At 64.4% G+C, this 22,396-nt stretch carries 20 protein-coding genes; 4 read left to right on the plus strand and 16 right to left on the minus strand.

Translation table 11 applies throughout. The features are described 5' to 3' along the window. Nucleotides 1–6 precede the first annotated feature (6 nt). From RI103_RS28030 to RI103_RS28040, 3 genes are read left to right on the plus strand one after another with little or no spacing between them, the layout of a single operon-like run. On the plus strand, nt 7–3,132 hold the full coding sequence (locus RI103_RS28030) for an efflux RND transporter permease subunit (RefSeq protein WP_310815752.1): 3,126 nt from the start codon (nt 7–9) through the stop codon (nt 3,130–3,132). Further along, the gene (locus RI103_RS28035; RefSeq protein WP_310815753.1) at nt 3,129–6,449 is read left to right on the plus strand and encodes an efflux RND transporter permease subunit; all 3,321 of its coding nucleotides are present in this window, start codon (nt 3,129–3,131) and stop codon (nt 6,447–6,449) included. Before RI103_RS28030 ends, RI103_RS28035 begins: the two co-directional genes overlap by 4 nt. Then, the gene (locus RI103_RS28040) at nt 6,446–7,942 is read left to right on the plus strand and encodes an efflux transporter outer membrane subunit (protein WP_310815754.1); all 1,497 of its coding nucleotides are present in this window, start codon (nt 6,446–6,448) and stop codon (nt 7,940–7,942) included. Before RI103_RS28035 ends, RI103_RS28040 begins: the two co-directional genes overlap by 4 nt. Nucleotides 7,943–7,973: 31 nt before the next feature. On the opposite strand, the gene RI103_RS28045 is transcribed toward RI103_RS28040, so the two are convergent. Both RI103_RS28045 and RI103_RS28050 read right to left on the minus strand, forming a co-directional pair. Then, on the minus strand, nt 7,974–8,693 hold the full coding sequence (locus RI103_RS28045) for an ABC transporter substrate-binding protein (protein WP_310815755.1): 720 nt from the start codon (nt 8,691–8,693) through the stop codon (nt 7,974–7,976). A 171-nt stretch (nt 8,694–8,864) separates the two neighbouring features. Continuing rightward, the gene (locus RI103_RS28050) at nt 8,865–9,092 is read right to left on the minus strand and encodes a hypothetical protein (protein WP_310815756.1); all 228 of its coding nucleotides are present in this window, start codon (nt 9,090–9,092) and stop codon (nt 8,865–8,867) included. A gap of 151 nt (nt 9,093–9,243) precedes the next feature. Between RI103_RS28050 and RI103_RS28055 the strand changes: the two genes are divergently transcribed. After that, nucleotides 9,244–9,933 carry a hypothetical protein gene (locus RI103_RS28055; protein WP_310815757.1) on the plus strand — a complete coding sequence of 230 codons (690 nt, stop codon included), beginning with the start codon at nt 9,244–9,246 and terminating at the stop codon, nt 9,931–9,933. Nucleotides 9,934–10,085: 152 nt separating this feature from the next. On the opposite strand, the gene RI103_RS28060 is transcribed toward RI103_RS28055, so the two are convergent. The 14 genes from RI103_RS28060 to RI103_RS28125 form a co-directional block, all read right to left on the minus strand. Beyond that, entirely contained in the window at nt 10,086–10,454 is a 369-nt protein-coding gene (locus RI103_RS28060; RefSeq protein ID WP_310815759.1) for a Rieske 2Fe-2S domain-containing protein, read from the minus strand. A gap of 12 nt (nt 10,455–10,466) precedes the next feature. Further along, on the minus strand, nt 10,467–11,342 hold the full coding sequence (locus RI103_RS28065; RefSeq protein WP_409076997.1) for an intradiol ring-cleavage dioxygenase: 876 nt from the start codon (nt 11,340–11,342) through the stop codon (nt 10,467–10,469). Next, complete coding sequence (locus RI103_RS28070; protein ID WP_310815761.1) at nt 11,339–12,430, minus strand: branched-chain amino acid ABC transporter permease; 1,092 nt, start codon at nt 12,428–12,430, stop codon at nt 11,339–11,341. The genes RI103_RS28065 and RI103_RS28070 overlap by 4 nt, the downstream gene beginning before the upstream one ends. 10 nt (nt 12,431–12,440) lie before the next feature. Continuing rightward, on the minus strand, nt 12,441–13,307 hold the full coding sequence (locus RI103_RS28075; RefSeq protein ID WP_310815763.1) for a branched-chain amino acid ABC transporter permease: 867 nt from the start codon (nt 13,305–13,307) through the stop codon (nt 12,441–12,443). Beyond that, a complete protein-coding gene (locus RI103_RS28080; RefSeq protein ID WP_310815764.1) occupies nt 13,304–14,014 on the minus strand; it encodes an ABC transporter ATP-binding protein in 711 nt (236 codons plus the stop codon). Before RI103_RS28080 ends, RI103_RS28075 begins: the two co-directional genes overlap by 4 nt. Nucleotides 14,015–14,016: 2 nt before the next feature. Further along, nucleotides 14,017–14,739, minus strand: coding sequence for an ABC transporter ATP-binding protein (locus RI103_RS28085; protein WP_310815766.1), 723 nt, complete (start codon nt 14,737–14,739; stop codon nt 14,017–14,019). A gap of 21 nt (nt 14,740–14,760) precedes the next feature. Beyond that, nucleotides 14,761–16,050, minus strand: coding sequence for an ABC transporter substrate-binding protein (locus tag RI103_RS28090; RefSeq protein WP_310815768.1), 1,290 nt, complete (start codon nt 16,048–16,050; stop codon nt 14,761–14,763). Between the two features lie 41 nt (nt 16,051–16,091). Next, nucleotides 16,092–17,150 (minus strand): maleylacetate reductase, encoded by a 1,059-nt coding sequence (locus RI103_RS28095; RefSeq protein WP_310815770.1) that lies wholly within the window; start codon nt 17,148–17,150, stop codon nt 16,092–16,094. 6 nt (nt 17,151–17,156) lie between these two features. After that, nucleotides 17,157–18,620, minus strand: coding sequence for an aldehyde dehydrogenase family protein (locus RI103_RS28100; protein WP_310815771.1), 1,464 nt, complete (start codon nt 18,618–18,620; stop codon nt 17,157–17,159). Between the two features lie 95 nt (nt 18,621–18,715). Then, on the minus strand, nt 18,716–19,711 hold the full coding sequence (locus tag RI103_RS28105; protein ID WP_310815772.1) for a hydroxyquinol 1,2-dioxygenase: 996 nt from the start codon (nt 19,709–19,711) through the stop codon (nt 18,716–18,718). Nucleotides 19,712–19,746: 35 nt separating this feature from the next. Beyond that, on the minus strand, nt 19,747–20,238 hold the full coding sequence (locus RI103_RS28110) for a hydroxyquinol 1,2-dioxygenase (RefSeq protein ID WP_310815773.1): 492 nt from the start codon (nt 20,236–20,238) through the stop codon (nt 19,747–19,749). Nucleotides 20,239–20,402: 164 nt separating this feature from the next. Beyond that, on the minus strand, nt 20,403–21,368 hold the full coding sequence (locus RI103_RS28115; protein ID WP_310815774.1) for a LysR family transcriptional regulator: 966 nt from the start codon (nt 21,366–21,368) through the stop codon (nt 20,403–20,405). A gap of 247 nt (nt 21,369–21,615) precedes the next feature. Beyond that, a complete protein-coding gene (locus RI103_RS28120; RefSeq protein WP_310815775.1) occupies nt 21,616–21,951 on the minus strand; it encodes a hypothetical protein in 336 nt (111 codons plus the stop codon). Beyond that, nucleotides 21,948–22,388, minus strand: coding sequence for a hypothetical protein (locus tag RI103_RS28125; protein ID WP_310815777.1), 441 nt, complete (start codon nt 22,386–22,388; stop codon nt 21,948–21,950). Before RI103_RS28125 ends, RI103_RS28120 begins: the two co-directional genes overlap by 4 nt. Nucleotides 22,389–22,396: the final 8 nt, after the last annotated feature.

Here is a 22,396-nt window from a genome sequence, read left to right on the forward strand (position 1 = left end):
CCGCCGATGAACTTCTCCCGTCTGTTCATCCTGAGACCGGTGGCGACGTCGCTGCTGATGGTCGCGCTCGTGCTCGTCGGCCTGGTCGCGGTGCGCTTTCTGCCGGTTTCGTCCCTGCCCGACGTCGACTACCCGACCATCCAGGTTCAGACCTTCTATCCGGGCGCGAGCCCCAACGTGATGGCGACCACCGTCACCGCGCCGCTCGAAGTCCAGCTCGGCGAGATTCCGGGCTTGCAGCAGATGGTCTCCTACAGTTCGGAAGGCGCGTCGGTCATCACGCTGCAATTCGATCTCTCGCTCAATCTGGACATCGCCGAACAGAACGTGCAGCAGGCGATCAACGCCGCCAACAGCTTCCTGCCGACCGGCCTGCCCGCGCCGCCGACCTACGCGAAGGTCAATCCGGCCGATCAGCCGATCCTCACGCTCGCGGTCACGTCGAAGTCCATGTCGCTGACGCAGTTGCAGGACACCGCCAACAATCGCCTCGCCACGAAGATTTCCGAAGTCCCCGGCGTCGGTCTCGTGACCACCGCCGGCGGCAACGTGCCGGCCGTGCGCGTCGAAGCGGACCCGCAAAAGCTCGCCGGCTACGGCCTGAATCTCGACGATCTGCGCACGCTGCTCGCGAACGTCAACGTCAGCCAGCCGAAGGGGAATTTCGACGGTCCGGAGCTCGACTACACGATCAACGCGAACGACCAGATCGTCGATCCGCAAGACTATCTGGCCACGGTGATCGCCTATCAGAACGGCGCGCCGGTGTATCTGCGCGACGTCGCGCGCGTGAGCCAGGCCGCGCAGGATGTGGAGCGCGGCGCGTGGTACGACCGCACGCCGGCCATTGTGCTGAACGTGCAGCGTCAGCCGGGCGCGAACGTGATCGCCACCGTCAACCAGATCATGAAGCAGTTGCCGGCGCTCGAATCGACGCTGCCCGCCGGCATGCAAGTCACGGTGGTGGCGAACACCACCGGCGTGATCCGCTCGTCGGTCTCGGACGCCGCGTTCGAACTGGTGCTCGCCGTCGTGCTGGTCGTGCTGGTGATTTTCGTGTTCCTGCGCAACGTGCCCGCCACCATCATTCCGAGCATCTCCGTGCCGGTCTCGCTGATCGGCACGCTCGCCGTGATGTACCAGCTCAACTATTCCATCGACAACCTCTCGCTGATGGCGCTGATCATCGCGACCGGTTTCGTCGTGGACGACTCGATCGTGATGATCGAGAACATCGTGCGCTATCTGGAGGAAGGCAAGACGCCGCTCGAAGCCGCGCTCGAAGGCGCCGGCCAGATCGGCTTCACGATTCTCTCGCTCACGGTCTCGCTGATCGCCGTGCTGATTCCGCTGCTGTTCATGGGCGGCGTGATCGGCCGGCTCTTCAGCGAATTCGCCATCACGCTCGCAGTGACGATCGTGATCTCGGCGGTGGTCTCGCTGACTGTCGTGCCGATGCTGTGCGCGCGTCTGTTGCGCGCGCAGGCGCAGCGCCATCCGAGCCGCTTCGAGCGCATCAGCGAAGGCCTGTTCGACAGGACGCTCGCCGCGTATGAACGCGGCCTGCGCTGGGTGCTCGATCACCAGATGCTGACGCTGGTGGTCGCGCTGATCACCGTCGCGCTCACCGCGATTCTGTATATCGTGATTCCGAAGGGCCTGTTCCCGGTGCAGGACGTCGGCGTGATCCAGGGCATCAGCGTGGCCGACAACTCGGTTTCGTACACGGCGATGGTCCGGCGTCAAAGCTCCCTCGCCGATGCGATTCTGAAGGATCCCGACGTGGTGTCGCTGACCTCGTACGTCGGCATCGACGGCACCAATCCGACGCTGAACAACGGCCGCTTCCTGATCAATCTGCGCCCGCGCGACGACCGCTCAATGACTGCCGAGGAAATCGGCCGCCGCATCCAGCAGGAAGTCGCCGACGTGCCCGGCATTCGCCTCTATCTGCAACCCGAGCAGGACCTGACGCTCGACACCTCGATCTCGCGCAACCAGTACAACTTCGTGCTGCGCGGGCCGAACCAGCAGGCCTTCAACCAGTACGTGCCCGCGCTGATTGCGCGCATGAAGCAGATTCCCGCCATCACGGATGTCACGAGCGATCTGAACACCAACGGCCTGAGCGTGAACGTGGAAGTGAACCGCCAGCTTGCCGCGCGCTACGGCATCACGGCGGCCACGATCGATAACGCGCTGTACGACGCGCTCGGCCAGCGCATCGTCTCGACCATCTTCCAGCAGTCCGACCAATATCGCGTGATTCTGGTGGCGAAGCCCGAGACGATCCCCACCGTGCAGTCGATCGGCAATCTGTATTTGCCGAGCCAGACCAGCAGCAGCGGCCAGGTGCCGCTGTCGGGCATCGCGAAGATCAGCATCACGCAATCGCCGCTGCTGATCAGCCATCTCGCGCAGTTCCCGTCGGTCACGATCTCGTTCAACCTCGCGCCGGATGCATCGCTCAGCGCCGCCGTGGCGCAGATCCGCGACGCCGAGCACGCGGTGGAGCTGCCGCCGTCGATCACGACGTCGTTCCAGGGCGCGGCCCAGGCATTCGAAGACTCGCTTTCCAGCGAGGTGTATCTGCTGATCGCCGCGCTGGTCGCGGTGTATATCGTGCTCGGCGTGCTGTACGAAAGCTACATTCACCCGGTGACGATTCTCTCGACGCTGCCGTCGGCCGGCATCGGCGCTCTGCTCGCGCTGATGATCGCGGGCAGCGATCTCGACGTGATCGGCATTATCGGCATCGTGCTGCTGATCGGCATCGTCAAGAAGAACGCGATCATGATGGTCGACTTCGCGCTCGAAGCGGAACGCGTGCACGGCAAGCCGGCGCGTGAAGCGATCTTCGAAGCGTCGCTGCTGCGCTTCCGGCCGATCCTGATGACCACGCTCGCCGCCATGCTCGGCGCGCTGCCCATGCTGCTCGGCACCGGCACCGGCTCGGAACTGCGCCGGCCGCTCGGTCTCGCGATCATCGGCGGGCTCACGCTCAGCCAGGTGCTGACGCTGTTCACGACGCCGGTGATCTATCTGTTCTTCGACCGCGCCGCGCAGCGCGTGAAGAACCGGCGCCGCGCCGCGAATGACGGCGCCGCCGCGCCGCCGGAGAACGTGCCATGAACATCTCGGCGCTCTTCATCCGGCGCCCGGTCGCGACCGCGCTGCTGGCGGTCGCGATTCTGATCTCGGGCGCGCTCGCGTATTTCCGCCTGCCGGTCGCGCCGCTGCCGAACATCGCCTATCCGGTGATCGCGTTGCAGGCGAACATGGCGGGCGCGAGTCCGGAAATCATGGCCGCCACGGTCGCCGAGCCGCTGGAGCGGCGCCTCGCCACCATTGCCGACGTGAACCAGCTCACCTCGATCAGCTATGTGGGCTCGTCGATGATCATCGTCGTGTTCGGCCTGAACCGCGACATCAACGGCGCGGCGCGCGATGTGCAGGCCGCCATCCAGGCCGCGCGCGCCGATCTGCCGACCACGCTGCGCAGCAACCCGACGTATCGCCAGTACAACCCGGCCGGCGCGCCGATCATGGTGCTCGCGCTGACCTCCGACACGCTCACCAAGGCCCAGCTCTACGACTCCGCCGATTCGGTGATCCAGCAGCAGTTGTCGCAGGTTGACGGCGTCGGCCAGATCACGCTCGGCGGCGGCGCGTTGCCCTCGGTGCGCGTCGAGCTGGAGCCTGGCAAGCTGAACAGTTACGGCATCGGGCTCGAAGACGTGCGGGCGGCGATCGGCGCGGCCAACGCGAACAGCGCGAAAGGCCATATCGATCAGGGCGAGCAGCGCTATGTGGTCACGTCGAACGATCAGATCAATAACGCCGCGCCGTACCGTGACGTGGTGATCGCCTATCGCGACGGCGCGCCCGTACTGCTGCGCGACGTGGCCCAGGTGCGCGACTCGAACGAAAACATCCGCAATGCCGGGCTCTATAACGGCAAGTCGGCGGTGCTCGTGATCGTTTATCCGACGCCGGGCAGCAACGTCGTGCAAACGGTCGGGCAAATCCGCGCGCGGCTGCCCATCATCGAGGCCGCGTTGCCGAGCACGATTCATGTGAACGTCGCCATCGACCGCTCGGAGTCGGTGAACTCCTCGGTGGCCGATACCGAGCGCACGCTGTTCATCGCGGTGCTGCTGGTGGTGGGCGTGGTGTTCGTGTTTCTGCTGTCGCCGCGCGCCACGCTGATTCCGGCGGTCGCGCTGCCGCTGTCGATCGTCGGCAGCTTCGGACCGATGTATCTGCTCGGCTATAGCATCGACAATCTCTCGCTGATGGCGCTGACCATCGGCACCGGCTTCGTGGTCGACGACGCCGTGGTGGTGCTGGAAAACATCGTGCGTCATCTGGAGGCCGGTCTCGATCCGAAGGAAGCCGCATTGCGCGGCAGCGCCGAGGTCGGCTTCACCGTGATCTCGATGAGCCTCTCGCTGATCGCCGTGTTTCTACCGATCCTGCTGATGCCCGGCATTGTCGGGCTGCTGTTTCACGAGTTCGCCGTCACGCTCTCGATTGCGATCCTGCTGTCGCTGCTCATCTCGCTGACCATCACGCCGGTCATGTGCGCGTACCTGCTCAGCCGCGAACGCGCGATGCATTCGCCGTCGCGCTGGGCACGCTGGGCCGAAGCGCAGTTCGAGCGCTTCAAACAGGCGTATTCGCGCTCGCTTTCGACGGCGCTCGACCATGCGCTCGCGGTCGTCCTGCTGTTGATCGGCCTGCTAGTACTCAACGTGTTCCTGGCGCGGTTCCTGTCCGGGACGTTCTTTCCCGAACAGGACACCGGCATCCTGATCGGGCAGATTATTGCCGATCAGAGCGTCTCTTTCACCGCCATGGAAAAGAAGCTCGCGCAATTGCAGTCGATCGTGAAGCAGGATCCGGCGGTGGCGTCGGTCGCGGGTTTCACCGGCGGGCGCGCGCTGAACACGGCCAACGTGTTCATCGAACTCAAACCGCTCGCGCAACGCCATCTGTCGGCGACCGAGGTAGTCAACCGCTTGCGGCCGAAGCTCAACGCCGTCTCGGGCGCGCGGCTCTTCCTGCAGGCGCAGCAGGATCTGCAGATCGGCGGCCGCCAGGCTGCGGCCGAATACCAGTACACGCTCTCCAGCGACGATGCGAACGCGCTCTTCACGTGGGTGCCGAAACTCGTGACCGAACTCGGCAAATACCGCGGCAAGATGGAGGACGTGAACTCGGACCTGCAGCAAAACGGCTTGCAGACCTATGTGAACTTCAGCCGCGCGACCGCCGCGCGTTACGGCTTCCAGCCGAATCAGATCGACAACGTGCTGTACGACGCTTTCGGCCAGCGCACCGTGTCGACCATTTACAACCCGCTCAATCAGTATTTCGTCGTGATGGAAGTCGCGCCGGCCTACTGGCAGTATCCGCAGTCCCTCAGCCAGATCTACCTGAGCACGGCCGCCGGCAACGCGAACGGCACGCAGCAGACGCAGATGTCGAACGCCACCGTCAAGGCCGTGCAACAGCCGGCGGCCGTCAGCAGCGCGTCGAGCACCCTCGCGAACACGAATTCGCTGAACGCCGACGCCGAGGCAAACCAGCAGACCAACAGCATCTCGAACAGCAAGGGCGGCAATTCCAGCGGCAGCGCGGACAGCACCGCGGCCGAAACCATGGTCCCGCTCTCCGCGTTGATGACCTTTTCGAACAGCCACACCGCCACCCAGGTGAACCACCAGAGCGGCCTCGTGGCCGGCACCATCTCGTTCAATCTGCCGGCCGGCGGATCGCTCAGCGAGGCCGGCCAGATCATTGCGCAGGCCGAGCGCGACATCGGCATGCCCGCGTCGGTGCACGGCGCCTTCGCGGGCGCCGCGCAAGCGTATGCGCAGTCGATGGGCGCCGTGCCGTTGCTGATTCTGGCCGCGCTGGTGGTGGTCTATCTCGTGCTCGGCGTGCTGTACGAGAATACCGTGCACCCGCTCACGATCCTCTCGACGCTGCCGTCGGCCGGCATCGGTGCGACGCTGGCCCTGTTGATCTTCGGCACGCCCTTTTCGGTGATCGCGATGATCGGCATCATTCTGCTGATCGGCATCGTCAAGAAAAACGGCATCATGATGGTGGATGTCGCGATCCAGTTGCAGCGCCATGAAGGCATGAACGCGCGCGACGCGATTCACGAGGCCGCCGTGGTGCGGCTGCGCCCGATCATGATGACGACCGCGGCCGCCGTGCTGGGCGCCGTGCCGCTTGCGATCGGCATCGGCCAGGGCGCGTCGCTGCGCCAGCCGCTCGGCGTGACGGTCATGGGCGGCCTGCTCGTGAGTCAGGTCTTTACGTTGTACACCACGCCGGTGATTTATCTGTACCTCGACCGGCTGCGCGCCCGACTCGCGAAATGGTCGGCGCGCCTGCCGTGGAATCGCCGCGGCGAAGCACCAGATACGAGCGCATGATGAAGACGATCTCCCGCACCCGGCTGGCCGGCGCGATGCTGGCCTTATCGACTGTGTTGACAGGCGGCTGCATGGTCGGCCCCGACTATCATCGCCCGCCCGTCGCCACGCCCGCCACGTGGAAGGAGCTGCCCGGCTGGACCGAAGCGCAGCCCGCCGCCGAGCGCCCGAAGGGCGAGTGGTGGACCGGCTTCAACGACCCGCTCATGGATGAATTCGAGCCGCTCGTGTCGGTGTCGAACCAGACCGTGCGCCTGGACTACGCGAACTACCAGCAGGCGCTCGCCGAAGTGCGGCTCGCGCGCAGCGCCCTGTTCCCGACCATCGGCGTGACCGGGTCGGTGACTCGCGCGCGTTCGTCGACCGGCAACTTCAGCAGCAGTTCATTTGGCGGCGCCGCGGGCGCGAGCAGCTTCCAGCGCGTGAACAACGCCGGCTCGCTCGAAGCCAACGCGAGTTGGGCACCCGACCTGTGGGGCCTCGTGCGACGCAACATCGAGGCGAGCGCCGCCACCGCACAGGCGAGCCAGGCGACCCTCGCGAACGCCACGCTCTCCGAGCAGATCGCGCTGGCGACCGCGATCATCGATCTGCGCGTGACGGATGCGAATATCGACTTGCTCAATCACACCGTCGATGCGTTCGAGCAATCGTTGCGCGTCGTCGCCGAGCAGGACCGGGCCGGCACCGTGCCGCCCTCCGATCTGGTGAGCGCACAGACGCAACTGGAGTCGGCGCAATCGAGTCTGATTGCGCTGGGTGTCGCGCGAGCTCAAAACGTGCATGCGATCGCCGTGCTGGTCGGCAAAAATCCGGAAGAACTGGACATACCCGCGAACACCACGCTGCCGACGCTGCCGTCCATTCCGCTCAGCGTACCGTCCACGCTGCTGGAGCGCCGGCCCGACATTGCCGCCGCCGAGCGCCAGATGGCGGCGCAGAACGCCGCGATCGGCGTGGCCGTGGCGGCCTATTACCCGACCATTTCGCTATCGGCGCTGGACGGCTTCACGCAGTCGCCGTTGGCCGGCCTGCTGCACATCTCCAACTATGTCTGGTCATTGGGTGGGCAGGCCAGCGAAACGCTGTTCGATGGCGGCCAACGCAACGCACAGGTCGACGCGGCAAAAGCGTCTTATGAAGCGGCCGTGGCCAATTATCGCGGCACGGTCCTGGCGGCGTTCCAGGGCGTGGAGAACGACCTGGCCGGCTTGCGTATCCTCGCGCAGCAAGCCGAGGTACTGGAGCGCGCCGTACGCGACGCGACGCGCGGCACCGAGATCGCGCGCAATGAATACCAGGCGGGGACCGTGGACTTTACGACGGTCGCGACCGCGCAAACCGCCCAGTTGAATCTTCAGCAGACCGCGTTGAACGTGCAGCAAACGCGGCTGCTCGATGCGGCGTCGTTGATCGGCGATCTGGGAGGCGGCTGGTCCGCCAGCGAACTGAGTGATCCGCGCAAGACGGGGCAACAGCAAGTCTCGCCTTGAACCGGGCTCGTCGGCCTAATCGCTTCAGGCGCTAGTCGTTGTCTTTCGCGACCTCGGCGCCCGCGATCCGATGCCGCGCGAGCGACGCCGCGACGAAGCCGGACGCTTTCATGTCTTCGACGAATGTCGACAGATAGGCGGCCGCGGCGTCGCCCTTTGCTTTGGGTACGCCCATCGCCTGACGGATCACCATGAAGCGCTGGTCCAATAGCCGCAATCCATCGGTTTTGGCGGCGTCCTTTTCGAGCTGCTGCTTGACGCCGGCGGCCACGTCCAGATGCTGATCGAGAAAGCCCTGCACGACCGCGGGCGACGTGGCAATGCGCACGAGCGTCGCGTGGTGCAGTTCGCGCGTCAGAAACAGATCGTAGGCGCTGCCCTTGCCGACCGCGACCGTCACGCCGGGTCGATCGACCTGCTCGTTGGTGGTGATCGGCGAGGCGTCGCGCACGAGATAAAAGCCCTCTATCAGCACGTACGGCTTTGTGAATGCGATTTCCTGGCCACGCTGCGGATCGACCGCGAAGAAACCGATGTCGGCCTTGTCCTGATTGACGTTCTCAACCGAGGCGCCCGCCGATTTGACCGCGACCAGTTGCAGCGGCACGCCGAGTCGTTTGGCGAGTTCGGTGGCGAGATCGACGGACACGCCGACCGGCTTGCCCGTCGTTGGATCGAGCGTCGCCAGCACGGGGTTGCCGAGGTTGATCGACGCGCGCAGCGTGCCGGACGGAGCGAGTACGGCCGCCATTGATGCGCCGGCCGGTTTTGGGTGTGTCGCTCGCGAGGCGCTCGCGTCGTTGGGCTGTGCGAACGCGGGCAGGACCGCGCCAGATATGAGGATGGATGTCAATATTCTGAGCATGCTGCCGTGTCGCTCCATGTTTGAACGTCTTGTTGTCGATGCCCACCCGATGTCTTCTCAGGATAGCGAAGCAAGCATGTTCGACAACCGTCTGATATGCGCCTTGAACGCATCGCTCGCCTCGCGATCGGTGGTGGGATTCAGATGCGACGTCTCGGCGAGTTGGGCCTGCTCGTGGAAATCGTTAGCGACCGCGCGGCGCACGTCCGACGGCAACGACCGTACGATGGAAACCAGTAACGCCTCCTCGGCGTGGATCATGCCCAGAATCGAATGAATGTCCATGGAACAAACTCCGTTGTTGGCGCAATAAGTCAAATCTAGCATGCTCCGCGCTGAGTAATCCGGTTACTTCCGCATACCTCTCGTTACAAACCGTCAGCGGGCGGTTGGTTATGATGTGCGATTGGATCGCTCTGAGCGTCGTTGGCTAATTATGAGGAAAATCGGAAAAGTATTGGTGGTCGGCCTCGTGCTTGCAGAGGTTGCGTTCGGCGTTTACCTGCTGTCCCCCAAAAGCGACCCAGCGACGCGCAAACCCGGCGCGGTCGCGGGCGACGATACAACGCTGGCTGCGGATACTGTTCAATCCGGCACCTTGCGTGCGACCGCCGGGAACGCCGCCAGCGCGCCGCCGCCCGGCGCGAACATGGACGACGCCGCTCGCGTCCCAACGCAATCCGTCGAGGGCCACATCGCGCCCGCGGCAGCTCCGCCACCCGCGCAAGTGCCGCGGCAACTAGCAGAGCCGCATCCACAAACGCGGCAAACGCCGCAAACGCCGCAAACGCCGGCATTGGTTGCGGCCCCCGCCCCTGCGCCCGCGCCCGCGGCTGCGCCCACCGAGTCAAAAACAGCCGCCGTACCGCCGACCGGACATGGCCGTGAAGGTCTGCGCCGCCGCGATTCGACTTCCGTCTCCACTGCGGCGACGGACGAACTCGTCAAGGAATCCGCCAAGCTGGATCCGGCGCTTCCGCCGCCTCAGCCTGAGCCATTCGTGCACGACGATCAACCACATCGCGGCTCGAACGCGGTCGGGGCCGCGATGACACAACAGCTCGTTAAAGAGTCCGCCAGGCTCGATCCCGCATTGCCGCCGCCGAACCCGTCGGGTGTGCACTAGACGGGGGAACGCCGCTCGTGCGAGCACGGTGATCATGTGCTCGGTCGCGCCATGGTCAACGATCTAGTTCAAATCCATTCGTTGCGGCAGCAACACCATTGCTACCACAGCCGTGCAGCCTGCCATTGCCAGGCGCTTCGGCTTGGTCCCTTTCATAGCTGTCTCTTCCAGTCGTTATTGAATATCTGCCGCTCTTCGATGCGGATGTCGACCGGCGTGAGCGACGCGCCCTCACACGGTCCATCGACGCACACGCCGTCTTCGAAGCGAAACATCGCGCTGTGATGCGCGCACATCAGCAATTCGGCGTCGTAGGCCCAGAACGTGTTCGGTTCGTAGTTCAGCGGAATCGAAAAGTGCGGGCACACGTTGCGGTAAGCCCACGCGTCTTCGCCGCGGCGCAGAACCACGACGCCTGGTGCGCCGGCCTGGTCAGCGGGGATTTCAAGCGCGCCGCCGTCGGGAATGTCGTCGAGCGCGCAGAGAAAGTCCTGGTGAGGTTCGGGATTCGCCGCGTTCATGGCCTCGCCTCCTCATGCCTGCTGCGCGGACAGCACAAAGTCGCGCTGCACTTCGAAGAATGGGCTTGGCAGCGCCCACTCTTTGGCGGCGGCAGCGTCGTGATTCGGCACGTAGTCGATCACGAGCGACGGCTTCGAGCCGAACACCGCGTCGGAATGAACATAGGGGTCGCCCTCCGAGTAAAGCGCGGTGGTCAGCGTCTCGTAGCCGGGCGCTACGATCAGGAAATGGATGTGGGCGGGCCGCATCGGATGACGGCCGGTCGCCATCAGCATCTGTCCAACCGGGCCGTCGGTCGGAATGGGATAGCTGGTCGGTTTGATGGTCCTGAATGCGTATTCGCCGTTCGGCCCCGAGCGGAATTTGCCGCGCAGGTTGCTCTCGGGCTGATCGGGATCCTGGCCTTCGTACATGCCGTTGTTCGCGGTTTCCCATACCTCGATCAACGCACCGGCCACGGGCGCACCGCGCTCGTCGACGAGACGCCCATGAATCAGCGTCGGCTCGCCTTCCGTGCGCGCGATGTTGGCGCCGAACTCCTCTTCCTTCGCGCCTTCGCGATAGAACGGGCCGAGCAGACTGCTTTCGGTGGTGACGCCACCGCGCCCGTGATTGATCGCGTCGACCATGATCGACAGGCCGAGTGTGTCCGACAGCAGAATGAACTCCTGGCGAATGCCGTTGCACATCTTGCCGGTAGCGGTCAGGAATTCGATGCCGCGGCGCCATTCGTCGCCGGTCAGTTCAACTTCGCTGGCGAATGCATGCAGATGCGTGACCAGCGCGGTCATGATCTGCTTCAGGCGTGGATCGGTGCAATCGGCGAAGGTGTTGAGCACGTTTCGCGTCAATGGATGGATGGTTTCGTCGTTCATGGTTGGCCTCATGCGCGATGTGCCGCCGGGCGCGCGTCGAGCGAATCGGACGCGCCGTCCGGCGAGCGTTGTTGAGACGGGCCCGCGTCGCGAAACACGACGCGCCGGCCCACGGGGAACAATTGCAGGCCGTAGCGCTGCGACACGAAGCCCCACAGTCCTTGCGGAAAGAACATGGTCACGACGATCGCCAGCGCGCCGAGGCCGATCAGATACCAGGTGCCGAAATCAGACAGGAACTGGTTCAACAGGAAGAAAATCAGCGCGCCGACAATCGGCCCTTCGAGCGTGCCGAGACCGCCGATCATCACGATGAAAATACCGAACGCGCTCCAGTTCACCGAGAACGCGGCGTCGGGCGAAATGCGCAGGTTGCCGACGAAGTACAGGCCGCCCGCCAACGCGGTGCCGCACGCCGACACCAGATAGACGATCAGGCGCGCGCGCTTCACGTCGACGCCCTGGCTGCTGGCGGCCACCGCGTTGTCGCGCATCGCGGTCAACGCGAGACCGGCTTTCGAGCGCAGAAACAGATACAGCAGACCGATCGCCGCCGCGACGATGGCCAGCGCCAGCCACAGCGTCAGCGATTCGCGCAGCGCGCGCGGCACCTCCTGCAATGCGGTGAGGCTCGTGCCCGAGCCGCCGCCGAGCACCGAGACGTTCGCCACCGTCAACCGGAACACTTCGGCGATCACCCAGGTGCCGATCGCGAAGTACCCGCCTTCGAGCCGGAACGCCACCATCGACACCGGAATCGCCACCGCCGTCGCAATCACGGCAGCAATCGGCACCGCGATGAACGGCGAGATGCCGCAGTAGTTGGCGAGAATCAGCATGCCGTAGCCGCCGATGCCGAAAAATGCCTGCTGGCCGATCGACACCATCCCGCCATAACCCGCCAGCAGGTTCCACATCAACGCGAATACCAGGTAGGATGCCAGTTGCACGAAGTCGCGCATGGCGTCGCGCCCTGCCCACCACGGCGCGCTCGCCACCGCCAGCGCGACGATCAGCAGCACGATCACCGCCACGCGGCTCGCACGCGTCGCGCGCCGCACCTCGAAGCCCGCTGCGGGCTGGTTCAATTGCATGGTCATATCGAAGCCTCTATGCGGTTTTGGGCAGCAAGCCCTGCGGCCGCGCCACCAGCACGCCGAGAAACACCACGTGGCCGAGCCAGATACCCCAGCCGGGGTCGAAGTAAAAGCCCACCTGCTGCGCGATACCGAGCGCCATGCCGCCGACGAAGGTGCCCCAGAACGACCCCATTCCGCCGATGATCACCGCCTCGAACGCATACAGCAGCAGCGCCGGGCCATCGCTCGGCGACACCGCCGTGCGCATCGAATAGAGCGCCGCGGCCACCGCGATCAGCACGAAGGCGATGCCCATCGCCAGCGCATAGGTGCGGCGGTACGAGACGCCCATCAGTTGCACGATCTCGCGATCGTCGGAGGTGGCGCGAAACGCGCGGCCGAGCGGTGTGCGGCCGAACAGCCACTGCATCGCGAAGGCGAGCGCCACCGTCGCCACCAGCGTGACGAGCGGCAGATAGCCGAGCGTGATGCCGCCCGCGAACGTGATGCTGCGCGATTCGAAGCTGCCGGTGGCGATGGAACGCGGATCCGCGGAGAACATCTGCTGCAACACGTTCTGAATCACGATCGACAAGCCGAACGTCACGATCAGCGACGGCAGCGGATCGCGGCTGCTGACGCGGTTCAGAAGCGCGAACTGCACGGCATAGCCCGCGCCGAACGCGATCACGAGCAACAGTACGAGCGCAACGGCGAGCGGCAGATGGGCGAAGCTCGTCAACGCGAACAGCACGAACACCAGCAGCACGATGAAGTCGCCATGCGCGGTATTGGTCAGACGCATCACGCCGAACACCAGTGACTGGCCCATCGCGAAGAGCCCGTAAAGCGCGCCCAACAGCACGCCTTGCACGACGATATTGATGAGCGTGTTCATGCCGCCACTCCAAAATACGCCTGCGTGATCGCCTCGTCCGACACCTCGGCAGATACGCCGGTCAACGAAACGCGCCCTTCCTGCAAGCAATAAAAACGCGACGAGACGCGGCGTGCCAGTTGCACGTCCTGTTCGACGACAATCGCGCTCATGCCATGCGAGACGATCTCGGGCAACGCTGCATAGATTTCGCGGACGATCACCGGCGCGAGACCGAGCGAGAGTTCGTCGCACATCAGCAGATCGGGGTTGCTCATCAGCGCGCGGCCGATCGCCACCATCTGCTGCTGACCGCCCGACAACGCGGTGGCCGCGTGATGACGGCGCGTTTGCAACGCCGGGAACAGCGCATAGACGCTTTGCAGATTCCAGCGTCCCCGCCGCTTGCTGAACGCGCCGAGCAACAGGTTCTCTTCGACGGTCAAACTCGCAAACAGACGCCGCCCTTCCGGCACCAGCGCAATGCCCTTGCCGACAATGCTCGCCGCAGCCGCAGCGCCGATCGGCTCGCCGCGATAGAGAATTTGCTCGGCGGTGCGCGGACGCAGCAGGCCCGCCACCGATTTCAGAAAGGTCGATTTACCCGCTCCGTTCGACCCGATCAGCGCGATCACTTCGCCCGGCGCCACCGTCACGTCGATGCCGAACAGCGCCTGGAAGTCACCGTAAAACGCGCTCAGCGCGCGAGTCTCCAATAGTGCCGACATGATCAAGCCTCCAGTCCGAGATACACGCGCCGCACTTCGGGGTCGTCCATCACGGCGGCGGGCAAGCCCTCCGCGAGCCGCTTGCCGAAGTTGATGACCAGCAAACGGTCGGCCACCGCGAGCAACGCATGCACGACATGTTCGATCCACACGATCGTCACGCCACGCTCCTTGACGCGTCGAATCTCGTCGACGAGGGCGTGCGTTTCGGGCTCGGTGAGGCCGCCGGCGATCTCGTCGAGCAGCAGCAGTTGCGGTTGCGTCGCGAGCGCGCGGGCCAGTTCGAGCCGTTTGCGGTCGAGCAATCCCAACGTTCCGGCCAGCTGGTTGGCGCGGGCCTTGAGGCCGGTGCGTTCGAGCACGTCGACGCAGACATCGTACGCGGCATGGCCGGTCAGTTCGCCGCCGAAGGTGGCGCCGACCAGCAGGTTTTCGAACACCGTCATGCCACCGAACGGCCGGGGCACCTGATACGAGCGGCCGATCCCCGCCGCGCAACGGCGATGCGGCGGCAAGTGGTTCACATCCGCGCCGTCGAATTCGACGCTGCCCTGATCGGGCCGCACGTCGCCGCTGACGAGATTGAACAGCGTGGTCTTGCCGGCGCCGTTGGGGCCGAGAATGCCGTAGGTTTCGCCGCGTTCGACCGCGAAGCTGATGTCGTCGGTCACCTGCAGCGCGCCGTAGCGCTTCGACACGCTGGTGAGTCTGAGCACTGGGTTCATCACTGCTCTCCGCTTCTGAAATCAGGCAATCAGCTTGAGCGGGCCGGACAGCGGCACGCTCGGCGCGAGCTGGTTGTTGACGATCGCGAGATCGAAAGGATGCTTCTGACCTTTCACCCATTGCCCACCAACAAGCGGCGTCTTGGCGACGTTCTTCACCGGACCGCCGCCCCACGCGACATGGCCGACCAGCGTATCGAGCTTCGTCGACGCCACCGCGTCGCGGATCGCTTCGTTCGAGTCGACGTCTTTAGCGCGCTTCAACGAATCGACGGCGATTTCGAATAGCGCGTGGGCGAAACCGATCGGTTGAGTCCACTGCTTCGAGGTGACGCGCTCGTAGTCGTCGGCGACTTGCCGCGCGCTTTGCCCCGTCAGCGACGATTTGAACGGATGCGAAGGCGACCACCACACCTCGGTGGAAAGTCCGTCGCCGAGATTGCCGAGCGCTTCGATCGAGGTCGGAAACAGCAGTGCTTTGCCGATCGAGATGACCTTGGGCTTCAAACCCTGCTGACGCGCCTGAACGAGAAAGTTCTTGGCGTCAGGCGGAATCACGACGCCCGTGACGATCTGCGCGTTCGACTGCTTGAACGACGAAATCTGCGCGGAGAAGTCCTGCGTCATGCTCTGGAAGCGGCCGGGATCCTTCAGCGTGAAGCCCTTCTGCGCGAGCACGGGTGGAAAGCCGAGCTTGGCGTCGCCCCATGCGTTGCCGTCGCCGTCGTTGGGAAAGAGGCCGCCCACGCTGTGATTGGTTTGCACCGATTGCCACATGCCGGTGTAGACGGCGATCACGTCCTCCAGTCCCCAGAAAAAGTGATAGGTGAAGCGGAAACCCTTCTTCGGGTCGCCCTTTCTGCCGAAGAACCACGGCTGCCACGGCACCACCGTCGACACGCACGGCATCTCGTTCAGCTCGCACGCGTCGCTCACGGGATTGGCCGTCTCCGGTGTGCCGGACACCAGCATGATGTCGACCTTGTCCTTCAGGATCAGGTCGTTGGCGACTTCGCCGGCGCGGTTCGGATTCGACTGGCTGTCCTTGACGACGATCGACACCGGATACGATTTGCCGCCGATCACGATGCCGTTTTTCAGCGCCGTCTGCATCTGCTGGATCGTGAAGCGATCCGCTTCGCCGAACGGCGCGAGCGGTCCGGTTTGCGGCGATACGTAGCCGATTTTCAGCGTGCGTGAGCCGGCGGAGAAGACGAGCGGCGAGAACGCCGAGGTCGTGGCGGCGAGCGCACTGCCTGCCGCGAGGCTGACAAAGCGGCGGCGCCTCGCATCGAAAGTAGGTGAGTCCATGGTTGTCTCCTGAATTTTATTGTATGAGTGAATCGGGCGCGCTAGTCGGGGCGTCGCCCGTCGAAGGCGGCTTCGAGCAAAGCACGTAGCGGTATTCGCTCGACCGGCCGCGGATTCCAGTACGGATTCTGCAGCGCGAGAGCGAGTGCGACATCGAGATCGGCTGATGTCAGGCCGATGTCCTTCAGCGCCGTCGGCGCACCGTGGTCGCGCGCGAGATCGAAGACGGCTTGCGCGGCGTCCTCCGCTTGCAATGCGTGCGCGATACGCTTCATCGCCTCGGGCGCAGCCGCACGGTTGTAGGCGAGCACGTGCGGCAACACGATGGTGTGCGTCTCAGCGTGCGGCAGATTGAAGGTGCCGCCGAGCGTATGGCACAGCTTGTGATGCAAGGCCATGCCGACACTGCCGAGCACCGCGCCGCAGAGCCACGCGCCATACAGGCAATCGCCGCGTGCCGCGAGATCGCCTGGTTGTTGCATCACGCGAGGCAGTCCCTGGCCGAACGCGCGAATGCCCTCTTCCGCCATGAGGCTGATGATCGGATTCGTGTCTTGTGCGTAGAGCCCTTCCGCCGCGTGGGCAATCGCGTTGATCCCGCTCGTCAGCGACAACGCGGGCGGCAGCGACGTGGTCAATGCCGGGTCGTAAATCACCGTCTTCGGCAGCACTCGCAGATCGCGGCCGGTCTTCTTGACGCCGCCTTCGGTGAGGCCGTAAATCGGCGTCATCTCGGAGCCAGCATACGTGGTTGGAATCGCGATGATCGGCAGGGAGGTTTCGAGCGCGATTGCCTTGCCGAGCCCCGTTGTGGAACCGCCGCCCAGCGCGATCGCGCAATCGGCGCCGGCCTGTGTGGCGAACTCACGTGCCGCGCGAGCGGTTTCGACCGGCACATGCATCACGGCTTCGGCATAGACGCCTGCTGCGCGCGAGCCGAGGCTTGCCGCGAGCGCTTCAGCCTGCGCGCGTTGCTGCGGCGTGGACAACACGATTGCTCGCGTCGCGCCGAGCAGGCCGATCTCGCGATCGAGCTGGTCGAGACTGCCCGCGCCGAAGATCACGCGTGACGGCAAGCCGTTGTAGATGAACGGTTCCATGGCGGTTCAGCGCGGGTAGTAAGGCGGAATCTGCGCATCCACGTTGACCCAGACCGACTTGGGCTGCGTGTATTCGCGCATCGCTTCGAAACCCATTTCGCGGCCGTAGCCGCTTGCGCCGACGCCGCCGAACGGCGACGCGGGACTCACGCGCTTGTAGCAGTTGATCCACACCATGCCGGCGCGTATCTCGCGCGCCACCAGATGCGCGCGTTGCAGATCGCGTGTCCAGAGACCCGCGCCGAGACCGTATTCGGTGCCGTTTGCAATCGCGAGCGCTTCTTCGTCGGTGCGGAATGTGGTGACCGTCATGAACGGACCGAACACTTCTTCCTGCGAGACCCGATGCTCCGGCTTCGCTTCGACGATAGTCGGCTCGACATAACAACCATTGGCCAGCGCCGCGATGTCCGGCGCCTTGCCACCGGCAAGCACGCGGCCACCCTGTTCGCGCGCGACATCGACGAACGACAGCACGCGGTCGCGGTGCTGACGCGAGGTGAGCGGACCCATCTCGGTCGACGGATCGAGCGGATCGCCGATCTTGATCGTGCGGCTCAACGCGGCGAACTTTTCGAGCACTTCATCGGCGATCGATTCGTGCACGATCATCCGCGAGCCGGCGATGCACGCCTGCCCCTGGTTGTGGAAGATCGCGAACGCCGAGCCTTGCACCACGGCATCGATATTCGCGTCGCCGAATACGATGTTCGCGCCCTTGCCGCCGAGTTCGAGCTGCACCTTCTTCAGATTGCCGCTCGACGCCTGCACGACCTTGCGGCCCACCGCGGTTGAACCGGTGAAGGCGACCTTGCTGATCTCCGGATGTTCGGCAATGTACTGACCGGCCACATGACCGAGGCCCGGCAGAATGTTGACGACGCCTTCCGGAAAACCCACCTCGGCCATCAGCTCGGCAATCGCGAGACTGGACAGCGGCGTGAGTTCGGCAGGCTTCATGATCACGCAGTTGCCCGCGGCGAGCGCCGGCGCCATCTTCCAGCTCGTGAACATGAGCGGGAAATTCCACGGCACCACTTGCCCGACAATGCCGACCGGCTCGCGCGTCAGATAGTTCAGAAAGCCCTGTTCGACCGGAATCACCGAACCTTCGAACTTGTCGGCCATGCCGCCGAAATAGCGGAACGTGGCCGCCGTGCGCGGCACGTCGAGGTTGCGCGTATCGCGGATCGGGTGGCCGGTATCGAGCGATTCGAGGCGCGCGAGCTTGTCGGCATTCGCTTCGATCGCGTCGGCGAGTTTGAGAAGCAGGCGCCCGCGCTCCATCGCGGCGAGATTGCTCCACTTCGGAAACGCCGCCTTCGCCGCCGCGACGGCGCGATCGACATCGGCCGGGCCCGCCATCGCGACCTCGGCGATCACCGAGTTGTCGTGCGGATTGAGGGAGGCGAGCGTTTCGCCGTTTGCAGCCGGCACGAAGCGGCCGCCGATGAAGAGTTGCGTTTGCATGTCAGTCCTGTGCAAGTAAAACCTGGACGCGACTTTCCCCGCGGCGCCAGCGGTCTGGCGCCGTTCGATCGACGATCAGAGGGAATGCCGGAGAGTTACATCTGAATCGGATACGGCGGCAGCTCACCGCTTTCGTAGCGCTTGGGCAGATCGGGCGTCGCGTTCTCCCACACCAGCAGCATGGAACGCTTCTGCGAGTAGCCTTTGTGACGGATATCGGCCGGCATCGCGGCGATATCGCCCGCGTTCATCGTGATGCGTGCGCGCGGCTCGCCGCTGTCCTTGTCGGCGACGTCCCAGATGATCTGGTCGGACAGTTGCAGGAACCACTCGACGCGGTCGTTGCCATGGAACACCGGCAGCACGAATTCCTCGGTGGTCGGGCAGAACAGGCTCTGCTGGCACACCGACGTGACCGACGGATTCCACGTCACGTCCGAGCGCGACAGATACTTGAAGAGGCTGAACGCATGCAGCGCGCCTTCGAAACCCGGCTCCGCGTAAATCTCCGGTTCGTCCTGGCCGACGTCGGCAAACTGGCGATTGACGGGCAGATCGTCGCGTAACGGCGAGTCGCCTTCGAGGCCCGGCATGCGCTTCGTGGCAATGCGCGTGCGCTCGATCGCGGCGATGTTGTCGCCGTGTTTCGTGCCGAACGCGGAGCCGGTTTCTTCCGGTGCGGCGAACGGGTCGAAGCCTTCGTTGACCCAGTCCTTCAGGATCGCCTTGAAGGTCGCCATGATGAGCGGCGTGTCGAACTGCTGCATGTGATCGACGCCCGCTTCCTTGAAGCTCGCGTTATACGCGCCGGCGTACATGTCGACCTTGCCGTAGTGATTGCGCGTGCCGATCACTTCGTCGAAGTTGACCCAGCCGTAGAAGAAGCCCCACGCCACGTCGCGCATCATCGCGCGCAGGAAGTCGTCGGCGTGCATCTGGTGCGAGCGGATCTGGCCTTTGGCCGGCCATCTGACGGTGGCGAAATAAGCGTCGCGGCTGAATTCGAAGTCGCCGAGGCAGAACGTGCGATAACCGGTCACCGCGTCGGCCTCGCTCGCGGTGACGTTTTGCAGAGTGCTGAGTTTGTCCATGATGGGCTCCGGATGGATCGATCGTGTAGCGGGATTCAGTGGATGCAGATGTCGGCCCACTTCTCGACCGAATAGCGTCCGAGGATCGTCTGCACGAGCAGCACGCCTTTGGTCTTCGCTTCGAAGCGATAGGCGGCGCCGGCGGGCAGCAGTGCCTGATGGCCACGACGCAGCCGCACATGGCCCATCGACTGGCCCGACGGCTGGCCTTCGAGGCGCACGCTGCCTTCGGTCCGTGCGTCGACCAGCGGGCCGTCCGACGGCTTGATGAAATAGATGTCGATCTCGCCATCGAGCACGACCGCGAACTCATCGTGCGACGCAGCAAACCACGGCGACGAACCTTCCGCGCGCAGCGTCTCGATCACGTACTTGAGATTCTTGCCGACCACGACTTTCTCGTAGGGCGCAGCGCGGCTCGCCACGTCGAACACATTCGACATCGCGTAATGTTCCGGTTTGCCCTTGATGATTTCGATGGAGCCTTTGCGGAAGTTGTCCAGGCTGCCGAACCAGGTTTGTTGCATGTCTGCCTCCATTTGATCCACGAATGCGTTGCTTGCATTGAAGATTAAGTGGCGGCAGGCGCTACAGCAATGTTCCGAGGGTCGGGAAACGCGAACCCTGGGTGCTCCAAAATCGCGCCAGGGAAACTACCTGGTGGCGAACCCTCATCGGCCTCGGGCGGGCCTCAGTCCTCGGACAACTCTTCGTCGACGCTTTTCGTTTCGTCATCGGGCGGCGCAATGCCGAGCGCCCTGTCCCACTGCGGCTCACGCAGATAGCGCGCGCGCAGGAAGTCGACGAAGGCCTTGACCTTGGTGGTCGAGCGGTGCGAGGCAGGATACACCGCCGACAGCCACAGCGGCGGCGCCGCGTATTCCGGCAGCACGCGCTCCAGCCGGCGTTCGAGCAGATCGGCGGCGGCGACCATGGTCGGCAGATAGACGACGCCCGCGCCGGCCCGCGCGAATTCCAGCAGCAGGTGCACGCTATTGGTTTTGAGCACCGGATTCAGCGCGATTTCGAAGCATTCGTTGCCGCGCATCAGCGGCCACTTGTCGCCCCAAGGGTAGTACGAATAGCGGGCGAAATCGTGCCGCAGCAAATCGAGCGGTGTCTCGATCAGCGGTTCTTCCTTCAGATAGCCGGGCGCGGCGCAGAGCACGCCGCGCACCGGAAAGAGACGCCGCTCGACCAGCAGGTTCGACGCCGGCGGGTAGATTTGCAGCGCCAGGTCGAAGCCTTCCTGAACCGGATCGATGACCCGGTCGTTGACGGTCACGACGAATTCCACGCGCGGGTACGCGGCGCGGAATTCGATCAGCGTCTGCGAAAAATGGCCGAGCGCGAAGCCCGGCAGAACGTGGATATTGAGCGTGCCCGCGAGCGCCTGCGGGTCGCCGCGCGAGCGGCCGGACAGATCGTGGACCTTGGTGACGAGTTCGGCGCACTCGCGGTAGTACGTCTCGCCGAGTTCGGACAGGCGCACCGCCCGGGTCGAACGATGAAAGAGCGGCACGCCGAAATGGTCTTCGAGCTGCTTAACGCGCGAGGTCACCACCGATTTGGCGACACCCAGCTGGCGCGCGGCGCCGGCAAAGCTTTGCGCCTCCGCGGCGCGCACGAACGCTTCCATCGACATGAACAGGTCCATGCTGTCTCCCCATGCAAGGCTGTCGACCGGAGCTGGCGCTTTAGCGTCTACTCCGGTCCCATGCAAAGCTGTCGATCGCAGTTGGAGCTTTAGCGCTTACTGCGATCCCATGCAAAGCTGTCGACCGGAGCTGGCGGTCTGTACCGCGATCCTAACGCGAATTCGGCGGCTTCATGTTCCACGGCTGGGGAAAGGACCCCGCAGGCCGCCGCGCGGTACAAGAGGCACCGCAAAATCGTGCATCCGCTCACACGGCGCCCGGTCGGGACAACTGCCGTTTACGGGTGGTCAGCCGCGCGATTTCCTCATCGAAGAGACGGCTGCAAATGCTCTCGATCTCGATGCGCGCGAACTGCTGCTCCGCTTCCGGCAACACCTCCACCTCTCGAAGCAGCCGCACTCGCTGTTTTTTTGCCTCTGCGATCGCGAGCGTAATCTCGTGCACCGACCGTTGCCGCTCGTGCGAATGCGCGCCGAGCGCCGTGCGGCGGCTGGCATGCACGAGTTGCCGCGCGGTTTCGAGTTGCCGCGCCTTGATCAGTTCGACGAGTTCCATCGCGATCGCGGAGATATCCTCGATCATGATTTCGGCGCGGCCTCCGCGTCTTTTGCGTTAATGGCGCTGTCCACCAGTTTTGTCAGCGTCTCGAGCGCGAGCTGACGCGTGGCCGAATCGTACTCCGTAAAATCCTGGAGCACGGCGCGCGTGAGCTTGATAGCCACGTCCCCGCGGGTGACGATCGTCTCGCGCGCGGCCTCCATGCGCTCGATTTCGCCCCGGATGGCTTCACGGACCGCCCTGCTCCGAGCTTCGATCTGCGCAACCTCGTGCTGTGTCTGCGCCTTGATCTTCACGATATCCATCACGCCGGCCGCGATGCTCACCAGTTGCGCGCCACTGTCGACGATCACATCCAATTGACGTTCAGTCAGTTTGCTGCGAGGCGCAATGCTCGCGTCGGTACGCGCATCGGGCGTTTTCGCTACGCCACGGCTCGGCAGATCCATCGGATCGTTCATGTTCGTTT

Source organism: Paraburkholderia sp. FT54, assembly GCF_031585635.1.
Classification (GTDB): Bacteria; Pseudomonadota; Gammaproteobacteria; order Burkholderiales; family Burkholderiaceae; genus Paraburkholderia.

Excerpts from the sequence above, each read along its gene's own strand:
- RI103_RS28120 (WP_310815775.1), bottom strand. The coding sequence starts at position 21,951 with ATGATCGAGGATATCTCCGCGATCGCGATGGAACTCGTCGAACTGATC.
- RI103_RS28110 (WP_310815773.1), bottom strand. The coding sequence starts at position 20,238 with ATGCAACAAACCTGGTTCGGCAGCCTGGACAACTTCCGCAAAGGCTCC.
- RI103_RS28105 (WP_310815772.1), bottom strand. The coding sequence starts at position 19,711 with ATGGACAAACTCAGCACTCTGCAAAACGTCACCGCGAGCGAGGCCGAC.
- RI103_RS28035 (WP_310815753.1), top strand. The coding sequence starts at position 3,129 with ATGAACATCTCGGCGCTCTTCATCCGGCGCCCGGTCGCGACCGCGCTG.
- RI103_RS28115 (WP_310815774.1), bottom strand. The coding sequence starts at position 21,368 with ATGGACCTGTTCATGTCGATGGAAGCGTTCGTGCGCGCCGCGGAGGCG.
- RI103_RS28095 (WP_310815770.1), bottom strand. The coding sequence starts at position 17,150 with ATGGAACCGTTCATCTACAACGGCTTGCCGTCACGCGTGATCTTCGGC.
- RI103_RS28050 (WP_310815756.1), bottom strand. The coding sequence starts at position 9,092 with ATGGACATTCATTCGATTCTGGGCATGATCCACGCCGAGGAGGCGTTA.
- RI103_RS28075 (WP_310815763.1), bottom strand. The coding sequence starts at position 13,307 with ATGAACACGCTCATCAATATCGTCGTGCAAGGCGTGCTGTTGGGCGCG.
- RI103_RS28085 (WP_310815766.1), bottom strand. The coding sequence starts at position 14,739 with ATGAACCCAGTGCTCAGACTCACCAGCGTGTCGAAGCGCTACGGCGCG.
- RI103_RS28030 (WP_310815752.1), top strand. The coding sequence starts at position 7 with ATGAACTTCTCCCGTCTGTTCATCCTGAGACCGGTGGCGACGTCGCTG.
- RI103_RS28055 (WP_310815757.1), top strand. The coding sequence starts at position 9,244 with ATGAGGAAAATCGGAAAAGTATTGGTGGTCGGCCTCGTGCTTGCAGAG.
- RI103_RS28045 (WP_310815755.1), bottom strand. The coding sequence starts at position 8,693 with ATGGCGGCCGTACTCGCTCCGTCCGGCACGCTGCGCGCGTCGATCAAC.
- RI103_RS28080 (WP_310815764.1), bottom strand. The coding sequence starts at position 14,014 with ATGTCGGCACTATTGGAGACTCGCGCGCTGAGCGCGTTTTACGGTGAC.
- RI103_RS28040 (WP_310815754.1), top strand. The coding sequence starts at position 6,446 with ATGATGAAGACGATCTCCCGCACCCGGCTGGCCGGCGCGATGCTGGCC.
- RI103_RS28090 (WP_310815768.1), bottom strand. The coding sequence starts at position 16,050 with ATGGACTCACCTACTTTCGATGCGAGGCGCCGCCGCTTTGTCAGCCTC.
- RI103_RS28125 (WP_310815777.1), bottom strand. The coding sequence starts at position 22,388 with ATGAACGATCCGATGGATCTGCCGAGCCGTGGCGTAGCGAAAACGCCC.
- RI103_RS28060 (WP_310815759.1), bottom strand. The coding sequence starts at position 10,454 with ATGAACGCGGCGAATCCCGAACCTCACCAGGACTTTCTCTGCGCGCTC.
- RI103_RS28100 (WP_310815771.1), bottom strand. The coding sequence starts at position 18,620 with ATGCAAACGCAACTCTTCATCGGCGGCCGCTTCGTGCCGGCTGCAAAC.
- RI103_RS28065 (WP_409076997.1), bottom strand. The coding sequence starts at position 11,342 with ATGAGGCCAACCATGAACGACGAAACCATCCATCCATTGACGCGAAAC.
- RI103_RS28070 (WP_310815761.1), bottom strand. The coding sequence starts at position 12,430 with ATGACCATGCAATTGAACCAGCCCGCAGCGGGCTTCGAGGTGCGGCGC.